The organism is Paenibacillus sp. FSL M7-0134, from assembly GCF_038007865.1.
Taxonomy (GTDB): Bacteria; Bacillota; Bacilli; order Paenibacillales; family Paenibacillaceae; genus Paenibacillus; species Paenibacillus polymyxa_B.
In genome coordinates, this window is the sequence record NZ_JBBOXV010000001.1 from 990826 (window position 1) to 1005542 (window position 14717).

13 protein-coding genes are annotated in these 14717 nt (G+C 45.7%); 8 read left to right on the forward strand and 5 right to left on the reverse strand.

Translation table 11 applies throughout. From position 1 onward, the window contains the following. Positions 1-20: 20 nt before the first annotated feature. Complete coding sequence (locus NSQ58_RS04300) at positions 21-911, forward strand: diacylglycerol/lipid kinase family protein (protein ID WP_075155097.1); 891 nt, start codon at positions 21-23, stop codon at positions 909-911. A gap of 18 nt (positions 912-929) precedes the next feature. Here the strand turns inward: NSQ58_RS04300 and NSQ58_RS04305 are convergent, their stop codons facing one another. Next, the gene (locus tag NSQ58_RS04305; RefSeq protein WP_023991046.1) at positions 930-1472 is read right to left on the reverse strand and encodes a hypothetical protein; all 543 of its coding nucleotides are present in this window, start codon (positions 1470-1472) and stop codon (positions 930-932) included. Positions 1473-1567: 95 nt separating this feature from the next. Here NSQ58_RS04305 and NSQ58_RS04310 point away from each other — a divergent pair, with 95 nt between their 5' ends. Next, positions 1568-2482 carry a phosphatidate cytidylyltransferase gene (locus tag NSQ58_RS04310; protein WP_264454370.1) on the forward strand — a complete coding sequence of 305 codons (915 nt, stop codon included), beginning with the start codon at positions 1568-1570 and terminating at the stop codon, positions 2480-2482. 80 nt (positions 2483-2562) lie between these two features. Further along, entirely contained in the window at positions 2563-2688 is a 126-nt protein-coding gene (locus NSQ58_RS04315) for an EamA family transporter (RefSeq protein ID WP_256026489.1), read from the forward strand. Between the two features lie 88 nt (positions 2689-2776). Here the strand turns inward: NSQ58_RS04315 and NSQ58_RS04320 are convergent, their stop codons facing one another. Together NSQ58_RS04320 and NSQ58_RS04325 are read right to left on the reverse strand one after the other, a co-directional pair. Further along, a complete protein-coding gene (locus NSQ58_RS04320) occupies positions 2777-4756 on the reverse strand; it encodes a PTS fructose transporter subunit IIABC (RefSeq protein ID WP_075154973.1) in 1980 nt (659 codons plus the stop codon). 166 nt (positions 4757-4922) lie between these two features. Continuing rightward, positions 4923-6875: a BglG family transcription antiterminator gene (locus NSQ58_RS04325; protein WP_075154974.1), complete on the reverse strand. Its 1953-nt coding sequence runs from the start codon at positions 6873-6875 to the stop codon at positions 4923-4925. 149 nt (positions 6876-7024) lie between these two features. On the opposite strand from NSQ58_RS04325, the gene NSQ58_RS04330 reads away from it, so the two are divergent. From NSQ58_RS04330 to NSQ58_RS04350, 5 genes are all read left to right on the forward strand, one after another. Beyond that, positions 7025-7753 (forward strand): SDR family oxidoreductase, encoded by a 729-nt coding sequence (locus NSQ58_RS04330; protein ID WP_075154975.1) that lies wholly within the window; start codon positions 7025-7027, stop codon positions 7751-7753. Beyond that, complete coding sequence (locus NSQ58_RS04335; RefSeq protein ID WP_023991051.1) at positions 7747-8217, forward strand: MerR family transcriptional regulator; 471 nt, start codon at positions 7747-7749, stop codon at positions 8215-8217. Before NSQ58_RS04330 ends, NSQ58_RS04335 begins: the two co-directional genes overlap by 7 nt. Before the next feature lie 89 nt (positions 8218-8306). Continuing rightward, positions 8307-9179: a GNAT family N-acetyltransferase gene (locus NSQ58_RS04340; protein WP_279833151.1), complete on the forward strand. Its 873-nt coding sequence runs from the start codon at positions 8307-8309 to the stop codon at positions 9177-9179. A 498-nt stretch (positions 9180-9677) separates the two neighbouring features. After that, the gene (locus NSQ58_RS04345; RefSeq protein WP_341057746.1) at positions 9678-10613 is read left to right on the forward strand and encodes an RDD family protein; all 936 of its coding nucleotides are present in this window, start codon (positions 9678-9680) and stop codon (positions 10611-10613) included. Positions 10614-10899: 286 nt separating this feature from the next. Continuing rightward, positions 10900-11940, forward strand: coding sequence for a CdaR family transcriptional regulator (locus NSQ58_RS04350; protein WP_028540929.1), 1041 nt, complete (start codon positions 10900-10902; stop codon positions 11938-11940). Between the two features lie 171 nt (positions 11941-12111). Here the strand turns inward: NSQ58_RS04350 and NSQ58_RS04355 are convergent, their stop codons facing one another. Both NSQ58_RS04355 and NSQ58_RS04360 read right to left on the reverse strand, forming a co-directional pair. Next, positions 12112-13257, reverse strand: coding sequence for a glycerate kinase family protein (locus NSQ58_RS04355; RefSeq protein WP_341056950.1), 1146 nt, complete (start codon positions 13255-13257; stop codon positions 12112-12114). A gap of 21 nt (positions 13258-13278) precedes the next feature. Continuing rightward, positions 13279-14574, reverse strand: coding sequence for a GntP family permease (locus tag NSQ58_RS04360; RefSeq protein ID WP_023991056.1), 1296 nt, complete (start codon positions 14572-14574; stop codon positions 13279-13281). Between the last annotated feature and the right edge of the window lie 143 nt (positions 14575-14717).

Below are 14717 nucleotides of genomic sequence, written 5' to 3' on the forward strand. Positions count from 1 at the left end.
CCAGAGAAAGGAACATGTATATGAAGAAAGCTATGATTATTGTAAATCCCTCTTCCGGCAAAGAGGAATCCCTCCAACATGTCAGAAGCGTAGAAGAAATTCTACGTGATCAAGGATACGTTGTTACGGTTAAAGAGACGGCAAAGGAACTGGACGCCACTCGTTTTTGCGTCAATGCGTGTGAGGAAGCTTGTGACCTAGTCGTTTCCATCGGCGGGGATGGCACACTTCACGAAACAATCAACGGTTTCATTGATCAAGACCATCGTCCAAGACTGGGTGTCATTCCCCTGGGGACAGTCAATGATTTTGCCCGTGCCTTGCAAATTCCGCTAAGTCCCGAGCTGGCGATCCGTACACTGACTTCTACCCGCGTGAAAAACGTAGATATGGGTCTCTTAAACGGCCGAATGTTTGCCAATGTTGTTGCCACAGGTTCGCTTGCTGAATCGCTATCAGCTGTATCATCAGACGATAAATCCATGTTTGGCACGTTTGCCTACTTCAAAGAAGGCATGAAAGAGCTTATCAGCCATCCTGCCCACTCACTTATCGTCCGCTACGATGACAATATCTGGGAAGGAAAATCCCCACTCTTTTTGGCTACTTTGACCAATTCAGTTGGCGGATTCGAGAAACTGGCGCCCGATGCGGCTGTTGACGATGGTCTGCTTCACTGCTTTATTTTCAAAAACCTCAATATATTGAACACCGTGACGGCCAGCATATCCTTATTTTTAGGCAACCTGAAGGATCATAGTGATATCGTTTACTTTACCGCAAAGCATGTAAGTGTCAGCTCTGCAGAACCGGTCAGTACGAATGTAGATGGTGAGGAAGGGCCGTCTTTGCCTATCGAGCTTGGTATTTTACCGCGTCATATTGAGGTAATTGTGCCGGAAGAGGTTTAAGTAATGCGGTGCTGGTCCTCAAGCTTGAGGATCATACTCGCTCAATTTCCCCTCGTAGATCAAATGGAATCGATCACTTTGACGAAAATCGTCTGGCGTAACAAGAGCGGGCAACTTGTTCCATATTTTTATGCCGGATCGCTGTAAAATTTCCGCAACGAATTGCGAACAAAAATAAGAATTGCTGAACTCGACTGGTTCTTTGAGTGCAATACCAATCAAACCCAGTAAGTTATACATATATTTTTGACGACTTCGGATAAATACATGTAAAACTCGCTTCATTTTTTCAACTTCACGGTCGGTTACTTGAAGCTCGTAGATAACACATGTTGTATTCGGAAATCTGCTGTATGTACCTGTCTTAATATCCTCTTTCACGAAACCACCATCCAGAGGGTTATTAGGGGTCTTTCTCCCGAAGCTGTATAACTCCGAAAGTTCCCGGTTGAAGGAAATGGAGGCGTGATTGTATGGCGCTCTCGTATAGCTTTTAATGACTCTCGTAAGAAACGTTCCCGTATTCGTAAGCAAGATAAAGACGGATTGATCTGCTACCATTTACGAAATTTCCCCTTATCAAGTTTGAATTATTCCTTCATAATAACATAGGAGCCTTAATGGAATCCTATTTCGCGATAAGTTGGTGAGTGGTAATGGACAGTTCGCTATTAACGTTAATCCTTATTTTCGCAGCCTTATTGGTCATCCATCTGATTTATATAGTGGTAGTCAAAACACAGCCAAACAAAGACTATGCAGCTATTGGGCTTCGCATCAAGACATGGTGGGGTATGTTCTTTATCTTTTGCTTGGCAACTCTTTTCAATCCGATCGTTTCACTGCTTTCCTTGATGGCACTCACCTTTTTTGCGCTAAAAGAATACTTTTCCATGATTAGATCCAGAAAAGCTGATCGCAGATTGTTTCTATGGGCGTACTTAGCGATTCCCGTACAATTTTATTGGATTTATATCGGGTGGTATGGAATGTTTATTGTCTTTATCCCTATCTATGTATTCTTGCTGCTACCGCTCCCGCGATTGATCAACAAAGGAACGGTTGGTTTTCTGCGCAGTGTCAGCTCGACCCAATGGGGGCTCATGCTGATGGTTTTCGGGTTGAGTCATCTGGCCTATTTTCAGTTTGCTACGCCGCAATACGGAGCAAAACTTGTACTTTTTCTAGTGGTACTGACGCAGCTCAATGATGTCGTACACTATCTAGCATCACTCTATTTCGGAAAGCGGAAAATCGTCCCGACATCCAATCCCAATATAACTTGGGAAGGCTTTGCATTCGCTTTTCCCGTAACCATAGCGGGTTCCTATCTTATCTATCCCTATCTGACGCCGTTTGACCTGAAATTTGGAATTATTTTCGGCATGCTGATCAGCTTGAGCGGTTTCTTCGGTAGCTTAACGGTTTCCGTGCTGAAGCGGGATTTATTAATCGGCGATGATGACAAGTTCGATGCTTTGAAAAAAAGCTATTTAAGTCGGGTGGATAGCTTGACCTACACCTCGCCCGTCTTTTTTCACGTGATCCGTTATTTTTTTGACTTTATGTAGCGATTACATGGCTCAAACCTAGATGATCATGGAACACAATATCTTGTTGTGAAAAAAGCAGCCTATCCTCACGGGGTTGTATTCCCGTCAGTACACTGTTGCTGTCCTATATCATCCTCCGTGAATCCTTCTCATTGGCTCATCTGGCTGGTGCAGGCTTTGTATTTCTCGGCATCATACTTATATCACGCGGTGAACGCCGCTGACTTACGCAAAGACCTTCTCAAGAAAAGAGGCTCCCGGCTGAAACTTCGGGAGCCTCTTTTTTTTGATTCAAGTTCTTATCGCTTGGAATTAATGCACCTGATCCAGCAATTGATATGCTTCTTCCTTCGTTTTAACCGCCAGGAGCGCTTCTCTGAAATGATCATCCATCAGCTTACGCGATAACATCTGCAGTACTTTCAGATGCGCATTTTCCTTGCTGTTGCGCGGTACGGCAATCATGAAGATCAGTTTTGCTTCACTTCCGTCTGCACTATTCCAGTCAACACCGCCCTGCTTGATGCCGAAGACCACGCTTGGCTTCAGGACCGCTTCCGATTTGCCATGAGGAATGGCAATATTCATTCCGATGCCTGTGGAGCCTTCTTCCTCTCTGGCTAATATCGCCTGTTTGAAATCACTGGCAGAGCTTACGGCTCCATTTCTCTCAAGTGCTCCGATCATTTCATCAACCACAGCATCTCGTGTCGTTCCTTCCAGATCCAAATTAATCAGATCCATCGTTACAATATCCGTCAGTTTCTCAATGTGAATCGCTTGTGGAGAAACGGCTGGCCCATTATTTGTAACAGTTGTTGAAGCAGATGACTCCGTAGCGGCCGTTGTAGTAATCGCAGATTGTCCAGCTTCCCCAGCAGCATCTGGAGTTACAGTTGCTGCAATATCTTTTTTCAGCAAGCTCACCAGGACAACCGATACAGCTACGCCGACAATAACGGCGATGAAGAACATAAGCACATGGTCCACTGCACCAAGTACAGCTACAATCGGTCCACCGTGAGCTACCTTATCACCTACATTTCCCAACATCGCAATGACTGAACCGACCATGGATCCTACCATGATACTAGGAATAACACGCAGTGGATCTTGCGCCGCGAATGGAATTGCACCTTCGGTAATACCGAACAACCCCATTGTGAATGTTGCCTTCCCAGCCTCGCGTTCCGCAGGTGCAAATTTACGTTTGTTGATCATCGCTGCAAGTCCCATCCCAATCGGAGGAATACAAATCGCAACGGCGATTGGCCCCATAATTTCATAATTCCCTTCGCCGATCATGGCCGAACCGAATAAGAAAGCAACTTTGTTCACAGGGCCGCCCATATCAAAGGAGATCATCGCACCTAGAATCAATGCCAGTAGAATTGAGCTTGTACCTTGCATACCTGCAAGCCAACCAGTTAAAGCCTCAAACAATTGTGCGACTGGAGCACCAATCACAAAGACAAAGATTAATCCAACAATTAACGATGCCAATACAGGGATAATAATTATAGGCATGATCGGCTGTAATGCTCGGCCAACCTTGATTTTCCGAATCCCAAGTGCAACATAACCGGCCAGGAAACCAGCGATAATGCCGCCGATAAATCCAGCCCCCGCCTCACTTCCATAAAAGCTGCCGTTCGCAGCAATGAATCCGCCAATCATACCCGGTGCAAGCCCCGGTCTATCTGCAATACTCATCGCGATAAATCCGGCGAGGATCGGTATCATAAAGGTAAACGAAGCCGAACCGATATCCTGAACCGTCTTCCAGAATGAACCGTCCGGTATAACCAGACCGCCTGGTGTCTTCTCACCGCCAATCGTCAACGCAATGGCAATGAGCAATCCCCCAATGACGATGAAGGGTACCATATAGGATACACCGTTCATCAAGTGGCGGTAGATGGGATTTTGTTTCGGTTTGTTCTCCTGTGAGCTACCTTCGGCAGAACGTGACTCTGCTTGGTACACTGGTACATTACCCTTCATCACCCGCTGGATCAATTCTTCTGGACGGCGAATGCCATCCTGTACGCCAACGACCAGCAGTTTCTTACCGACGAAGCGGTCTTTAACCACCGTTTTATCCGCTGCAATAATAATGCCATCTGCCTCACGGATCTCCTGCTCGGTCAGTTGATTTTCGACTCCAATGGATCCTTGTGTCTCGACCTTCATCTCAATGCCCAGCTTTGCTGCTGCCTTTTGCAGATTCTCAGCTGCCATATACGTATGTGCAATTCCGTTAGGACATGAGGTAATCGCCAATATCTTCATAGTCATTCCCCTTCTCTCTAGTGTTTCCGCTTACATTGATAGTATAAACGCCTATCTTGCTGTTATCGGACGAACTTTTTACCGGAACTTTCGGTAAAACGGAATTATACCGACAAAAAACAGGACTTATCTATAAGTCCTGCTCCAGAGCACAGCTTTTTTTAGTTTATCCCTTCATTCTCCCTAATAATCTCATCGCATCGGTCTCCTTAGATAAGGCATGAACCAAAGCAGGCTGCTCACTGATCAGGGACAATTCCTTAAATAACTGGCGCATTTCTTCCCGCCCATCCTGTTTGACCGCAAGCAAGAACACAAGCTCTACTTTCTCGGTTCCCCAGGTAAGCGGCTGCTTCAAGGTAGCGATTACAATGGAGGACTGCCTTATCCACTCAGAACCGCCATGCGGGATGGCTATGCCTCCCCCAATCGTCGTAGCCGACATTTTTTCTCGCGCCAATACACTGTCCACATAACCGGGCTCCACATATCCTTTGTCCTCCAGTATTTGCGCCAGCCTGGAGATCAATTGTTCCGGATGCTGCACTTCCTGCTGGGGAAAGACCAAAAAAGGTGTTGTATATTTAAAAAATACAGATTCGTCTGCCGCCCTCTGTTCCGGCTCATCTAGTCGTCGGATCACTTGCTCCAGCCGACGCTCGTCCTTGGCATCCAGCAAGGGAGAGACGAGAATATGCGGAACGTTCATCTCTGGGAGATCTACAGTGGTAATGACGAGATCCACCTCTTGGGCTGCCAGATAATCCTGGACTTCTGCTTTGGAAAGGGTTGTCTTCACATGTACAGCCGGAAATTTACGTTCCACCTTGGTGCGCAGCAGTTGGGACATACCGATGCCCATGTGACACACGATGATGGCTCTCTGGGGGTGACTCTCTTTCTGGTGCAATCGCTCCACAGAAGCCTGAAAATGCAGCGTTAAATACGCCGCTTCCTCCTCGGGGAAGGATAGACGGATCCATTTCCCTACCTCTTCCAGTGTAATAATAACTCGGTCGAACATGTAGGGGTACATCTTCTTGATCTCGGCCAGCATAGGATTGGACACGGTCAACCCATATTGAAGACGGTTCAGGGTCGTATATAAATGGACATTCAACCCTTTCAGCAACATCTTGTCCTTGGAAAAGGCAATCATATTCAGCTCGGACATCCGCCGGACTAACTGCTCAATCAACTCAGGCAAAAGCGGGTGGTTATCTACCAGCTCGCCTTGTTTTCCCCTTCTTTCCTCCTGCTGGTAACGAAACTTCCCGCTAAGCAGATGCAGAGTTAAATACGCCGTCTCTTCCTTGGAAAAAGGCACGGCAAACAACTTTTGCAACTGCTGCAAAAAAGACGTAGCCCATGTAAATTCGCGTCTCTCCTGCAAAAAGGCAATGTCCTGCTTGGAGAGCGAAATGGGCTGTCCCATCTTGGTTCGTTTGACCATTAAGAGGATATGCAGCATTAGAGCTTCGAAAGCTTCGTCAGTAAAGCTGAGCTCATGGCGTTTTTGAAATGCTTGTAATTCATGATTTATGGTTGTAATCTCGTGCGATTCAAACTGTTTGCGCATCATCTGTCCTGTTAACTCAGGACTGTCAATCAGCTGGTTCATCCGCGCCAAAGCGATGCGCTTATTTTTCTCAGAGCCTTGAATGGTCAATCCAACGCGCTGCTTGGTAATCAAGGCCAGATCAAAGCTGTGCAGCCAGCCATCGATCTTCTCCATATCTCTACGAATCACCGTCTTGTTCACATAATACTGTGAAGCTAGATCCTGGATGGTCACAGGCTTGGCATTCATCAAGAGCCGATAGGCGAGATGCAGCACCCTTTCCTCATCCGACTCATGTTGGGCTGTACTCTCGTCCGCATACAGTCGATGGAACAATTCATTCTGATCCGCTTCACCCATCTCCAGATAAATACCGCGTCCCGGCCTTCTCACTAGATTGGCATCAGAATGTTTAACGATATAATCTTCAATTACTTTCAGATCGTTGCGGATCGTCTTTTCAGAGCAGTCGGTCAGATCCGCCAGATCCTGCGCTAACCACAACCGGTCCGGTTCAGTTAACAACATGCGTAAAATTTCCATTTGCCTTTTATTCATTCCATTCTCCCATCTTCCAAAATAAAGAATGTCTAGGGCACTTCGAGCTATAATTTGCTGGTTTTGTGTTGACTTTAAGTATACTCCAAGTAGTACATTTAAAGCATGGTGGCCGCCAAATTCAAGAATAATGAAAAGAGGAATCGCTCATGACCATTGGGAAAACAGTTCTTATTACTGGGGCCAACAAAGGCATCGGGTATGAAACAGCCAGACAATTGGGGGGGATGGGTATTACAATCCTGATTGGCTCACGGAATGAGCAGAGCGGCCGGGAAGCGGTGGCTAAGTTGGCTAATGAGGGAGTAGAAGCCCGATTGATTTTGTTAGACGTGACGAATCAAAGTACGATTGATTCCGCAGTCCAACAGATCAAACAAGAATTCGGTTCCCTTGATGTACTAATCAACAATGCCGGCATATCTTTAGGAGGAGCCACTCCTCCAAGTCAGTTCTCTTTGAACGATTTAAGAGAAACGTATGAAACGAACTTTTTCGGTTTGGTCGCCGTGACGCAAGCCATGCTACCTTTATTGCAAGAATCTCCTTGTGGTAGAATCGTTAACTTGTCGAGTGGCCTTGGTTCGTTAACCTATAATGGCGATCCTGAGCATGAGCATGCACAATTTAATTTGCTTGCCTACAATAGCAGCAAGGCAGCGGTTAATATGTTCACCGTCACCCTTGCCAAAGAATTCAAAGACTCACCTCTCAAAATTAATTCGGCTGACCCTGGCTTTACCGCCACTGACTTAAATGGCTTTACAGGACCGGGTTCGGTACAACAAGCTGCTGCTGTCGTTGTTCGTTTAGCCACTTTAAATAATGACGGGCCGTCAGGAGGGTTTTTCGACTCGAATGGAGAAGTGCCTTGGTAATCGTTACAATTAAGGAGTGGGATACTTTGCAGGAAATTCCGGAGACCATAACCTCTATTAGTCAAGCTGCAGAACTAACAGGTTTAACAGAAGATACTATACGCTATTATGAGCGAATTGGCTTGCTGCCTTATGCAGAACGAAAGGCTAACGGACACAGGTTCTACAGTAGAGATCAGATTCTGGGGATTATCTTTTTAACCCGATTAAAAGCTACTGGAATGACTATAGAGGAAATGAAGCATTATCGAGAACTTTCGATGCAAGGCAACAGCACCATTCCGATCAGACACTCCTTACTTGAGAAACATAATCAGAAGATTCAACAAGAAATTTCCAGACTGATGGAAACCCAAAAAATTATTGAATATAAGCTCAACCATTATCGTGACCTCTCTACCAATCCTGATCTTAGCGACACGAATTGCAACCCTACAACACCCAGCACCAATCCCCTTTTTTAAGGGGTTTTTTTATTTTCAGCGGGAGATTGATGGAGCTCCCTTAATTCCCTATAATCCAAATATAGTATGAATTTCTAGGGGGAATAACGGTGATCACCTATGTGAGATGCAATGACGTCAGTATGGAACACATTTTCCAAGCATTTTCGCTTGGGTTCTCGGATTATTCCATTCGTCTGACCACGGATCAGGACGATTTCGCAGCACGTTTTTTTGGTCCAGAGGGTAATACACGGAATCACTCTTTCCTTGCCATGGATGAGGATCAACCGATCGGCTTAATTCTTGGCGGTGTCCGGCAGTTCGACGGGTACAAGACCATGCGTTGCGGCACGCTATGCATCGCCCCGGCTTACCGTGGTCAGGGGATTAGCAACAAGTTGCTGGAATTACATAAACAAACAGCCATCTCCGCGGGTTGCCAGCAGCTATGGCTCGAAGTCATCAAGGATAATCATCGGGCCGTCAAATTATATGAAAAGCAAGGCTATCAGCCACGCTATACGCTGAAATACTACAACGGCACTCTGCCCTCCACCCCACCCGCTGCCCTCTCATCTTCGTATATTCTTAAGGAAGTTACATTTGATGACATCGCAGCTTTTCGAAAGACCCTTATCGACTGCCACATCCATTGGCAAAGTGACACACCTTATTACGCCACTAGTACACAGGAAGCTTTTCTCGGCATCTACGAAGTAAATCAAACGTGCCTCGGCATGGTGAGCATGAGTGCTAAGGGTAAAATCAACTTTCTTTGGGTCGATCCTAAGCATCGCAACCAAGGATTAGGATGCGCCCTCCTTCATAGAGCAGCAGAGATCCAAAAGATTGAGAAGGTGTACATCTGTCTGTCTGACAATGACTCTCTTGAAGGCTTTATCCAAAAAATAGGTCTCTCGAAAGACTCCATTGAGCAATATGAAATGGGTATGCCGCTGAATCCAAGCTCTCCCGCTTGATTCACCTACATCTATCATTTCTGAGAACGATTGATATACTCTGATTTGACCAATGCGCACATGTAAAGATCATCATATTTCCCTAACGTAAATTCATATTGGGAGAGGAGCCCTTCTTGCCGAAAGCCTGCTTTTTCAAGCAACCGCAAGGATTGTGCATTCTCTGGCTCTACTAGCGCCTGAATGCGGTTCAATGAGAGGAAGGGATATTTATAATAATTTCTTTGTTTATAGAATGTTTTCCTAAACATGGATTGTAAAATGACCGTTAATATAAGGAGTGTGTTTTCAATTATTAAGAAGAGGTGTATTTTTTGGACGAACAGCACATATCACACAATCCGCAGGAAACTTCAAGACAGACGTACATTCAGCATGGTCAAAATTATGGGGTAGATCCAAACAGGATGGCGGCGTTATCAAAAACATACGAATTCTACTCTGTTTAGACGGTGGGGAGCAACAGTTTTTGATTGCATATTTTTTGTAATCGGGTATATTTGTTTTTTTATTTCTGTCATTCAAATAACGGACAGATGGTTTTTGCCTTTAGCGATTGCAACCCGTTGTATTCTGCTTATTGCTTTCTTCAGCTATTATTTGCTTTTGGAAGGTTACACAGGCTATACGCTGGGTAAGTTCGTTTTTCGTATTAAGGTGGTTAACGGGGAAGGAAAGCCTCCTGGTTTTCTTAAATCACTCATTCGTACGCTGCTCAGACTCATAGACACCAATCCGTTGCTAATGGGTGGGATACCTGCTGGTATCAGTGTGTTAGTAACTGCATCAAGACAACGAATTGGTGATTTAGCTGCAGGTACATATGTTGTAAAGGTACGGGATTTAGAGCCGATTAACAAAAAGACAATGAAACGTTCGCTCTTTATATTTTTTACTGCAATGGTGATCTTGGGAGCCTCGTTTGTAAATGCTATTTTTATACTTGCAGACAGTTACGTACCTCCTGAAGCTCCAGTGAGCAAGAAAGAGCAAAGCTATGTAAGTAAAGATGGACGATTTCAAATCACGGCCCCGCTGGACTGGTCAACAGACCCGGACCGTGAAGGAAAAGCAGAGATTGCGATATTTAATCCGTACATTCAAAAGTCCGTTGCGGTAGTATCCAATTCGAAAAAGGAATTGGGCAATGTAACTCTCCAGCACTACACAAAGAAAATTCAATACAACATGACCAAAGAGTTTAATCTCTCTACTGTAGGACCTTCATCTAACACAACGATTCATGGATATCCTGCCATTGAGTTTACGATTAAAGGACAAAAAGATGTGAACCATTATGTCACCCATGTGGCGATTATTGAGACCGAAAATGATTATTATCAGGTGCTCGGATATACGCCCGCATCTAAATATAGTCGTTTTAAGAAAGAGCTACATGATATTATCTACAGCTTCCGCGAGGTCCGTCATTAGACAGCGTGGCTGGCAATAAAAAGGATAGACAAAAAGCAGGTGCTCCTATGAGCCCTGTTTTTTTGCGTACAACTATACTCTAGATTACACTCAATGCAAAAATATATAACATCGTTTAATGGATTATTATAATATGCTGCAATTTCACATCTATGATAAAATTGACTGACATGTTCGGTAATCCGCTTTATCATATTGTTCAGATGCACAATGGATTGAAAACCCTTTCATAAAGGTAGTACATTAAAACACACTATATCACTATAGATAAGGGAGGAATCCTGATTTGTTTCAGCTCTCCGAAAAACAAGCTCAAGACATCGTAGACAAAATGATGAAGGATATTCCATACAATATCAATATTATGAATGAACGCGGCATCATCATTGGCAGCGGCGAGAGTGAACGAATCGGAACCATTCACCAAGGAGCTGTTCAGGCGCTCGAAACTGGGAAAATGGTTGAAGTGTGGCAGGACGGCCACTATGAGAAAAAGGGAACCAATGAACCGATTGTCATTCATCATGAGTTAGTTGGTGTCATTGGTATTTCAGGCAATCCTGATGAAGTGCGTCCTTTTTGCAATATTGTTAAAACTACGGTGTCTCTCCTGATTGAACAGCGGATCTCCTTGGAGCATCTGGCCCACGAAGCCAACCGCAAAAAATCTGTGCTGGAAATGCTGTTAAATCATCAGGGAGCCTACACGCAAAAAATAAAAAAAGAAGCAGCCCAATATCACATTGATTTGCTTCTAAAAACTTCGGCTGTATATGTAAAGTACCTGCCTACTGATCCAGCTCATTTAGCCGAGTTGTCCAATATATTTATGCAGCATCCATCCTTTCGTATGGAGGAAGACTGCTATCTCATCCTAATACAAAATCAGGAGCCGACAGACAAACTGCTAGAGCCACTTGTGCGCAGCCATCCCGATGTGCTGGTTACGGTCAGCAGACAAGAGATCAACATTGCGGATGTTTATATGCAGGCCAAGTCAGCTATGAATGTTTTACTGGCTTTGCGCCCGCCTGTGCAAAAAATTTCTTTTGCGGAAGTCGAATTTCTGGTCAAATTGAGTCAAACGAACCTGACGAATACGATCTATCTGGTTAGCAAGCTGGAAGATACCGTGGATTTGCTGGATACGCTGCGAAGCTTTATTAACCATAACGGCAGTGTCTCCTTTACCGCAGATGAATTAAATATTCACCGAAATACGTTGCAATACCGCCTGAAGCGCATTCATACCTTAACCGGTAAAGATCCCCGGAATCTCCTTCAGCTTTTTGAGCTTACGCACGGCTTATTGGCACTGTATCAATGAACTGCTGTATCACGCCAGACCATGCGCCAGTAACACCATATTTTCGCTCGCCGTCACCCAAATTTCTTAGTCAATCCGGCTTTAGCTAGGTTCGGGATTACAGGCGAGCGCTCGTATTATATCGTATTTGTATGATGCCGTTTTATGTTTAAAACCCGCTTCTCCATCTGTTCATTTCTCGCTCAATTGAAATACTCTTGCGATATTCTCGCACGTACGCTCTACGTTTTGCGGCCCTTCGGCCAGCAGCTTACCGAGCTCCGAGGCTCCCGGTACGATGCCGAACACCGCATCTATTCCTTCCTTGTACAACGTGTCGATCCCTTCCCCGATATAACCTGCGACCGCAATGACCTTTTTTCCAGACTGTTTTGCCGCCTGGGCTACTCCATAAGGAGTTTTACCGAATTTGGTCTGAAAATCAATACCGCCTTCCCCCGTCAAAACGATATCGGCAGTGGCGAGCTTTTGTTTTAAACCGGTGTATTCAATCACAATTTCAATGCCTTTTTGCAGCGCCGCCTGAGTGAAAATTAATAAGCCCGCACCCAATCCACCTGCTGCGCCTGCGCCTGGGAGATCGCGCACATCCTTGCCCAGCTGCTGCTTCACCACATCGGCGTAATGAGCAAGATTGGCATCCAATTGCTGCACCATTTCCGGAGTCGCCCCTTTTTGTGGCCCGAATACTTGAGATGCCCCATGCTCTCCGCACAGCGGATTTGTCACATCACAGGCTACAATTAATTGTACCTGCTGCAAGCGGTCATCCAGTGATGAAATATCAACACTGGCCAGCTCGCCCAGACTACCGCCGCCGCGCGGAAGAGTATTGCCTTTTGTATCCAGAAATCTGGCGCCCAGCGCTTCCGCCATTCCTGTACCGCCATCATTCGTCGCGCTTCCACCAATGCCGATGATAATTTTTCGAATTCCCTGGTTCAGACATTCACGGATTAACTCCCCTGTTCCGTAGGTTGTTGTCTTTAACGGGTTTTTGTTATCCTTGTTCACCAAATGGATTCCACTGGCGGATGCCATCTCGATTGCCGCTGTGGTGCCGTCTCCCAGCAGGCCGTATGCAGCAGTTACAGGTTCTCCAAGCGGTCCTGTCACCTCGATATAACGAATCTGTCCGCCTGTCGCATCCACCAGTGACTGCACCGTTCCTTCACCGCCGTCCGCCATCGGTACGTGGACATAATTCGCCGCCGGATAGACCTTGCGCAGTCCTTTCTCCATCGCGATACATACTTCTTTAGCCGTCATGCTTTCTTTAAAAGAATCTGGTGCCAGCACAAACGTTTTCTCTCTCATCTTCTCACCCCATCGTGAATATTAAAGTAAAAATCCATACATGATTGTCGCTACAATTGCCATCGTTCCACCCACAATAGCTTCGTAAGGAATCAAGCCCATCCGTTGTTTAATGCTCATTTTCATGCTGTCTGCCGTGACGTGAAAATAGTTGCCCTGCGGCAAGGAATCAATGACTGTAGCTCCTGTATGCACCATCACAGCTGCAGCGAGTGGGGCCGTTCCCATGTTCAGAATGGCTTCCCCAAACGAGCCTGTTGCCAAAATAACGCCCGTCGAGGTGGACGCCGTAGCAGCTGCCATCAGAATACCTGCAAGCGGTGCCAAAAATGTACCGGAAACTCCCGAAGCTTCAATCAGGCCAACCACCTGAGCAGACAAGTTGGAGGCAGAGATCAGACCCGCAATCCCGCCTGCACCGATCAAAATCAGCACAGTCGCCGTCATTTTATTTAAACCGGAGGCCGAATACTTTAAGATATTACGCCCTTGCCCCATGGCCAGCATACCCACAATCCCAGCGATCGGCAAAATGTACATCGCATCTACCTTGAAACTCGAAAGTGCTTCAATACCGGAAATAGAACCAATCGGGTTAATCATCAGCAAAATAACAGCTACCAGCGGGGCTACAATTGCCCGTCCCAACGCTGGATATTTCGATGTATCGACATCACTGTCCATGATATCCTGGTCGGACACCTTCACACCTTTGGTTTTCAACATAGATGCCACCAAAACAGTCATGATTAAACCGCATATCGCAGGAACCACTCCTGCCAACATCACGTGGCTTAAATCCAGATTAAATCCGCGCGCCGCTGCAATCGTATTAGGATTGGGAGAGATGATGTTCCCCGCTTTTCCGCCTCCAGACAAAGCCAACAGGAGCGCCAGCTTGGAAATCCCCATTTTGTTACCGACCGACAATGCAATAGGTGCCACAATCAGCACGGCAACGGGAATAAATACACCTACCGCCGTAATAATCATCGTCGCCAAGGCTAGTGCGAGTATCGCTTTACTGCCGCCAAATTTCTTTACAATAGCCTGCGCAATTGTCTCCGCTGCCCCAGATTCCATCATTACGCCTGCCAATACACCTGCGGCAAGCACACGAATGACTGTCCCCATCACACTTTGCGTACCGCTTATTAACACGCTGATCGTCTGCTCCAGATTGGCTCCGCCCAATAAAGCGCCTACAATAGCTCCCAAAAATAAAGCGTAAACCGGATTCAGCTTTCTTAATATCAGAATAATTGCAATAGCCAGCCCTGCCAGAGCTCCTATCCAACTGATCGTCAATCCTTCCATCTGTCTAACCCCCCGGGCAATTTTTGATTACGCTTTCATTATATCGATTGCCGCACGTTAAAAATATTGAAGAACAGACGAAATTGATTGTGCATTTGAACAAAAAATCGGAACTTCAATTGGAACCTATAGATGAAATCAGT

Excerpts from the sequence above, each read along its gene's own strand:
- NSQ58_RS04310 (WP_264454370.1), top strand. The coding sequence starts at position 1,568 with ATGGACAGTTCGCTATTAACGTTAATCCTTATTTTCGCAGCCTTATTG.
- NSQ58_RS04320 (WP_075154973.1), bottom strand. The coding sequence starts at position 4,756 with ATGAAGATATTGGCGATTACCTCATGTCCTAACGGAATTGCACATACG.
- NSQ58_RS04305 (WP_023991046.1), bottom strand. The coding sequence starts at position 1,472 with ATGGTAGCAGATCAATCCGTCTTTATCTTGCTTACGAATACGGGAACG.
- NSQ58_RS04355 (WP_341056950.1), bottom strand. The coding sequence starts at position 13,257 with ATGAGAGAGAAAACGTTTGTGCTGGCACCAGATTCTTTTAAAGAAAGC.
- NSQ58_RS04325 (WP_075154974.1), bottom strand. The coding sequence starts at position 6,875 with ATGAATAAAAGGCAAATGGAAATTTTACGCATGTTGTTAACTGAACCG.
- NSQ58_RS04330 (WP_075154975.1), top strand. The coding sequence starts at position 7,025 with ATGACCATTGGGAAAACAGTTCTTATTACTGGGGCCAACAAAGGCATC.
- NSQ58_RS04300 (WP_075155097.1), top strand. The coding sequence starts at position 21 with ATGAAGAAAGCTATGATTATTGTAAATCCCTCTTCCGGCAAAGAGGAA.
- NSQ58_RS04360 (WP_023991056.1), bottom strand. The coding sequence starts at position 14,574 with ATGGAAGGATTGACGATCAGTTGGATAGGAGCTCTGGCAGGGCTGGCT.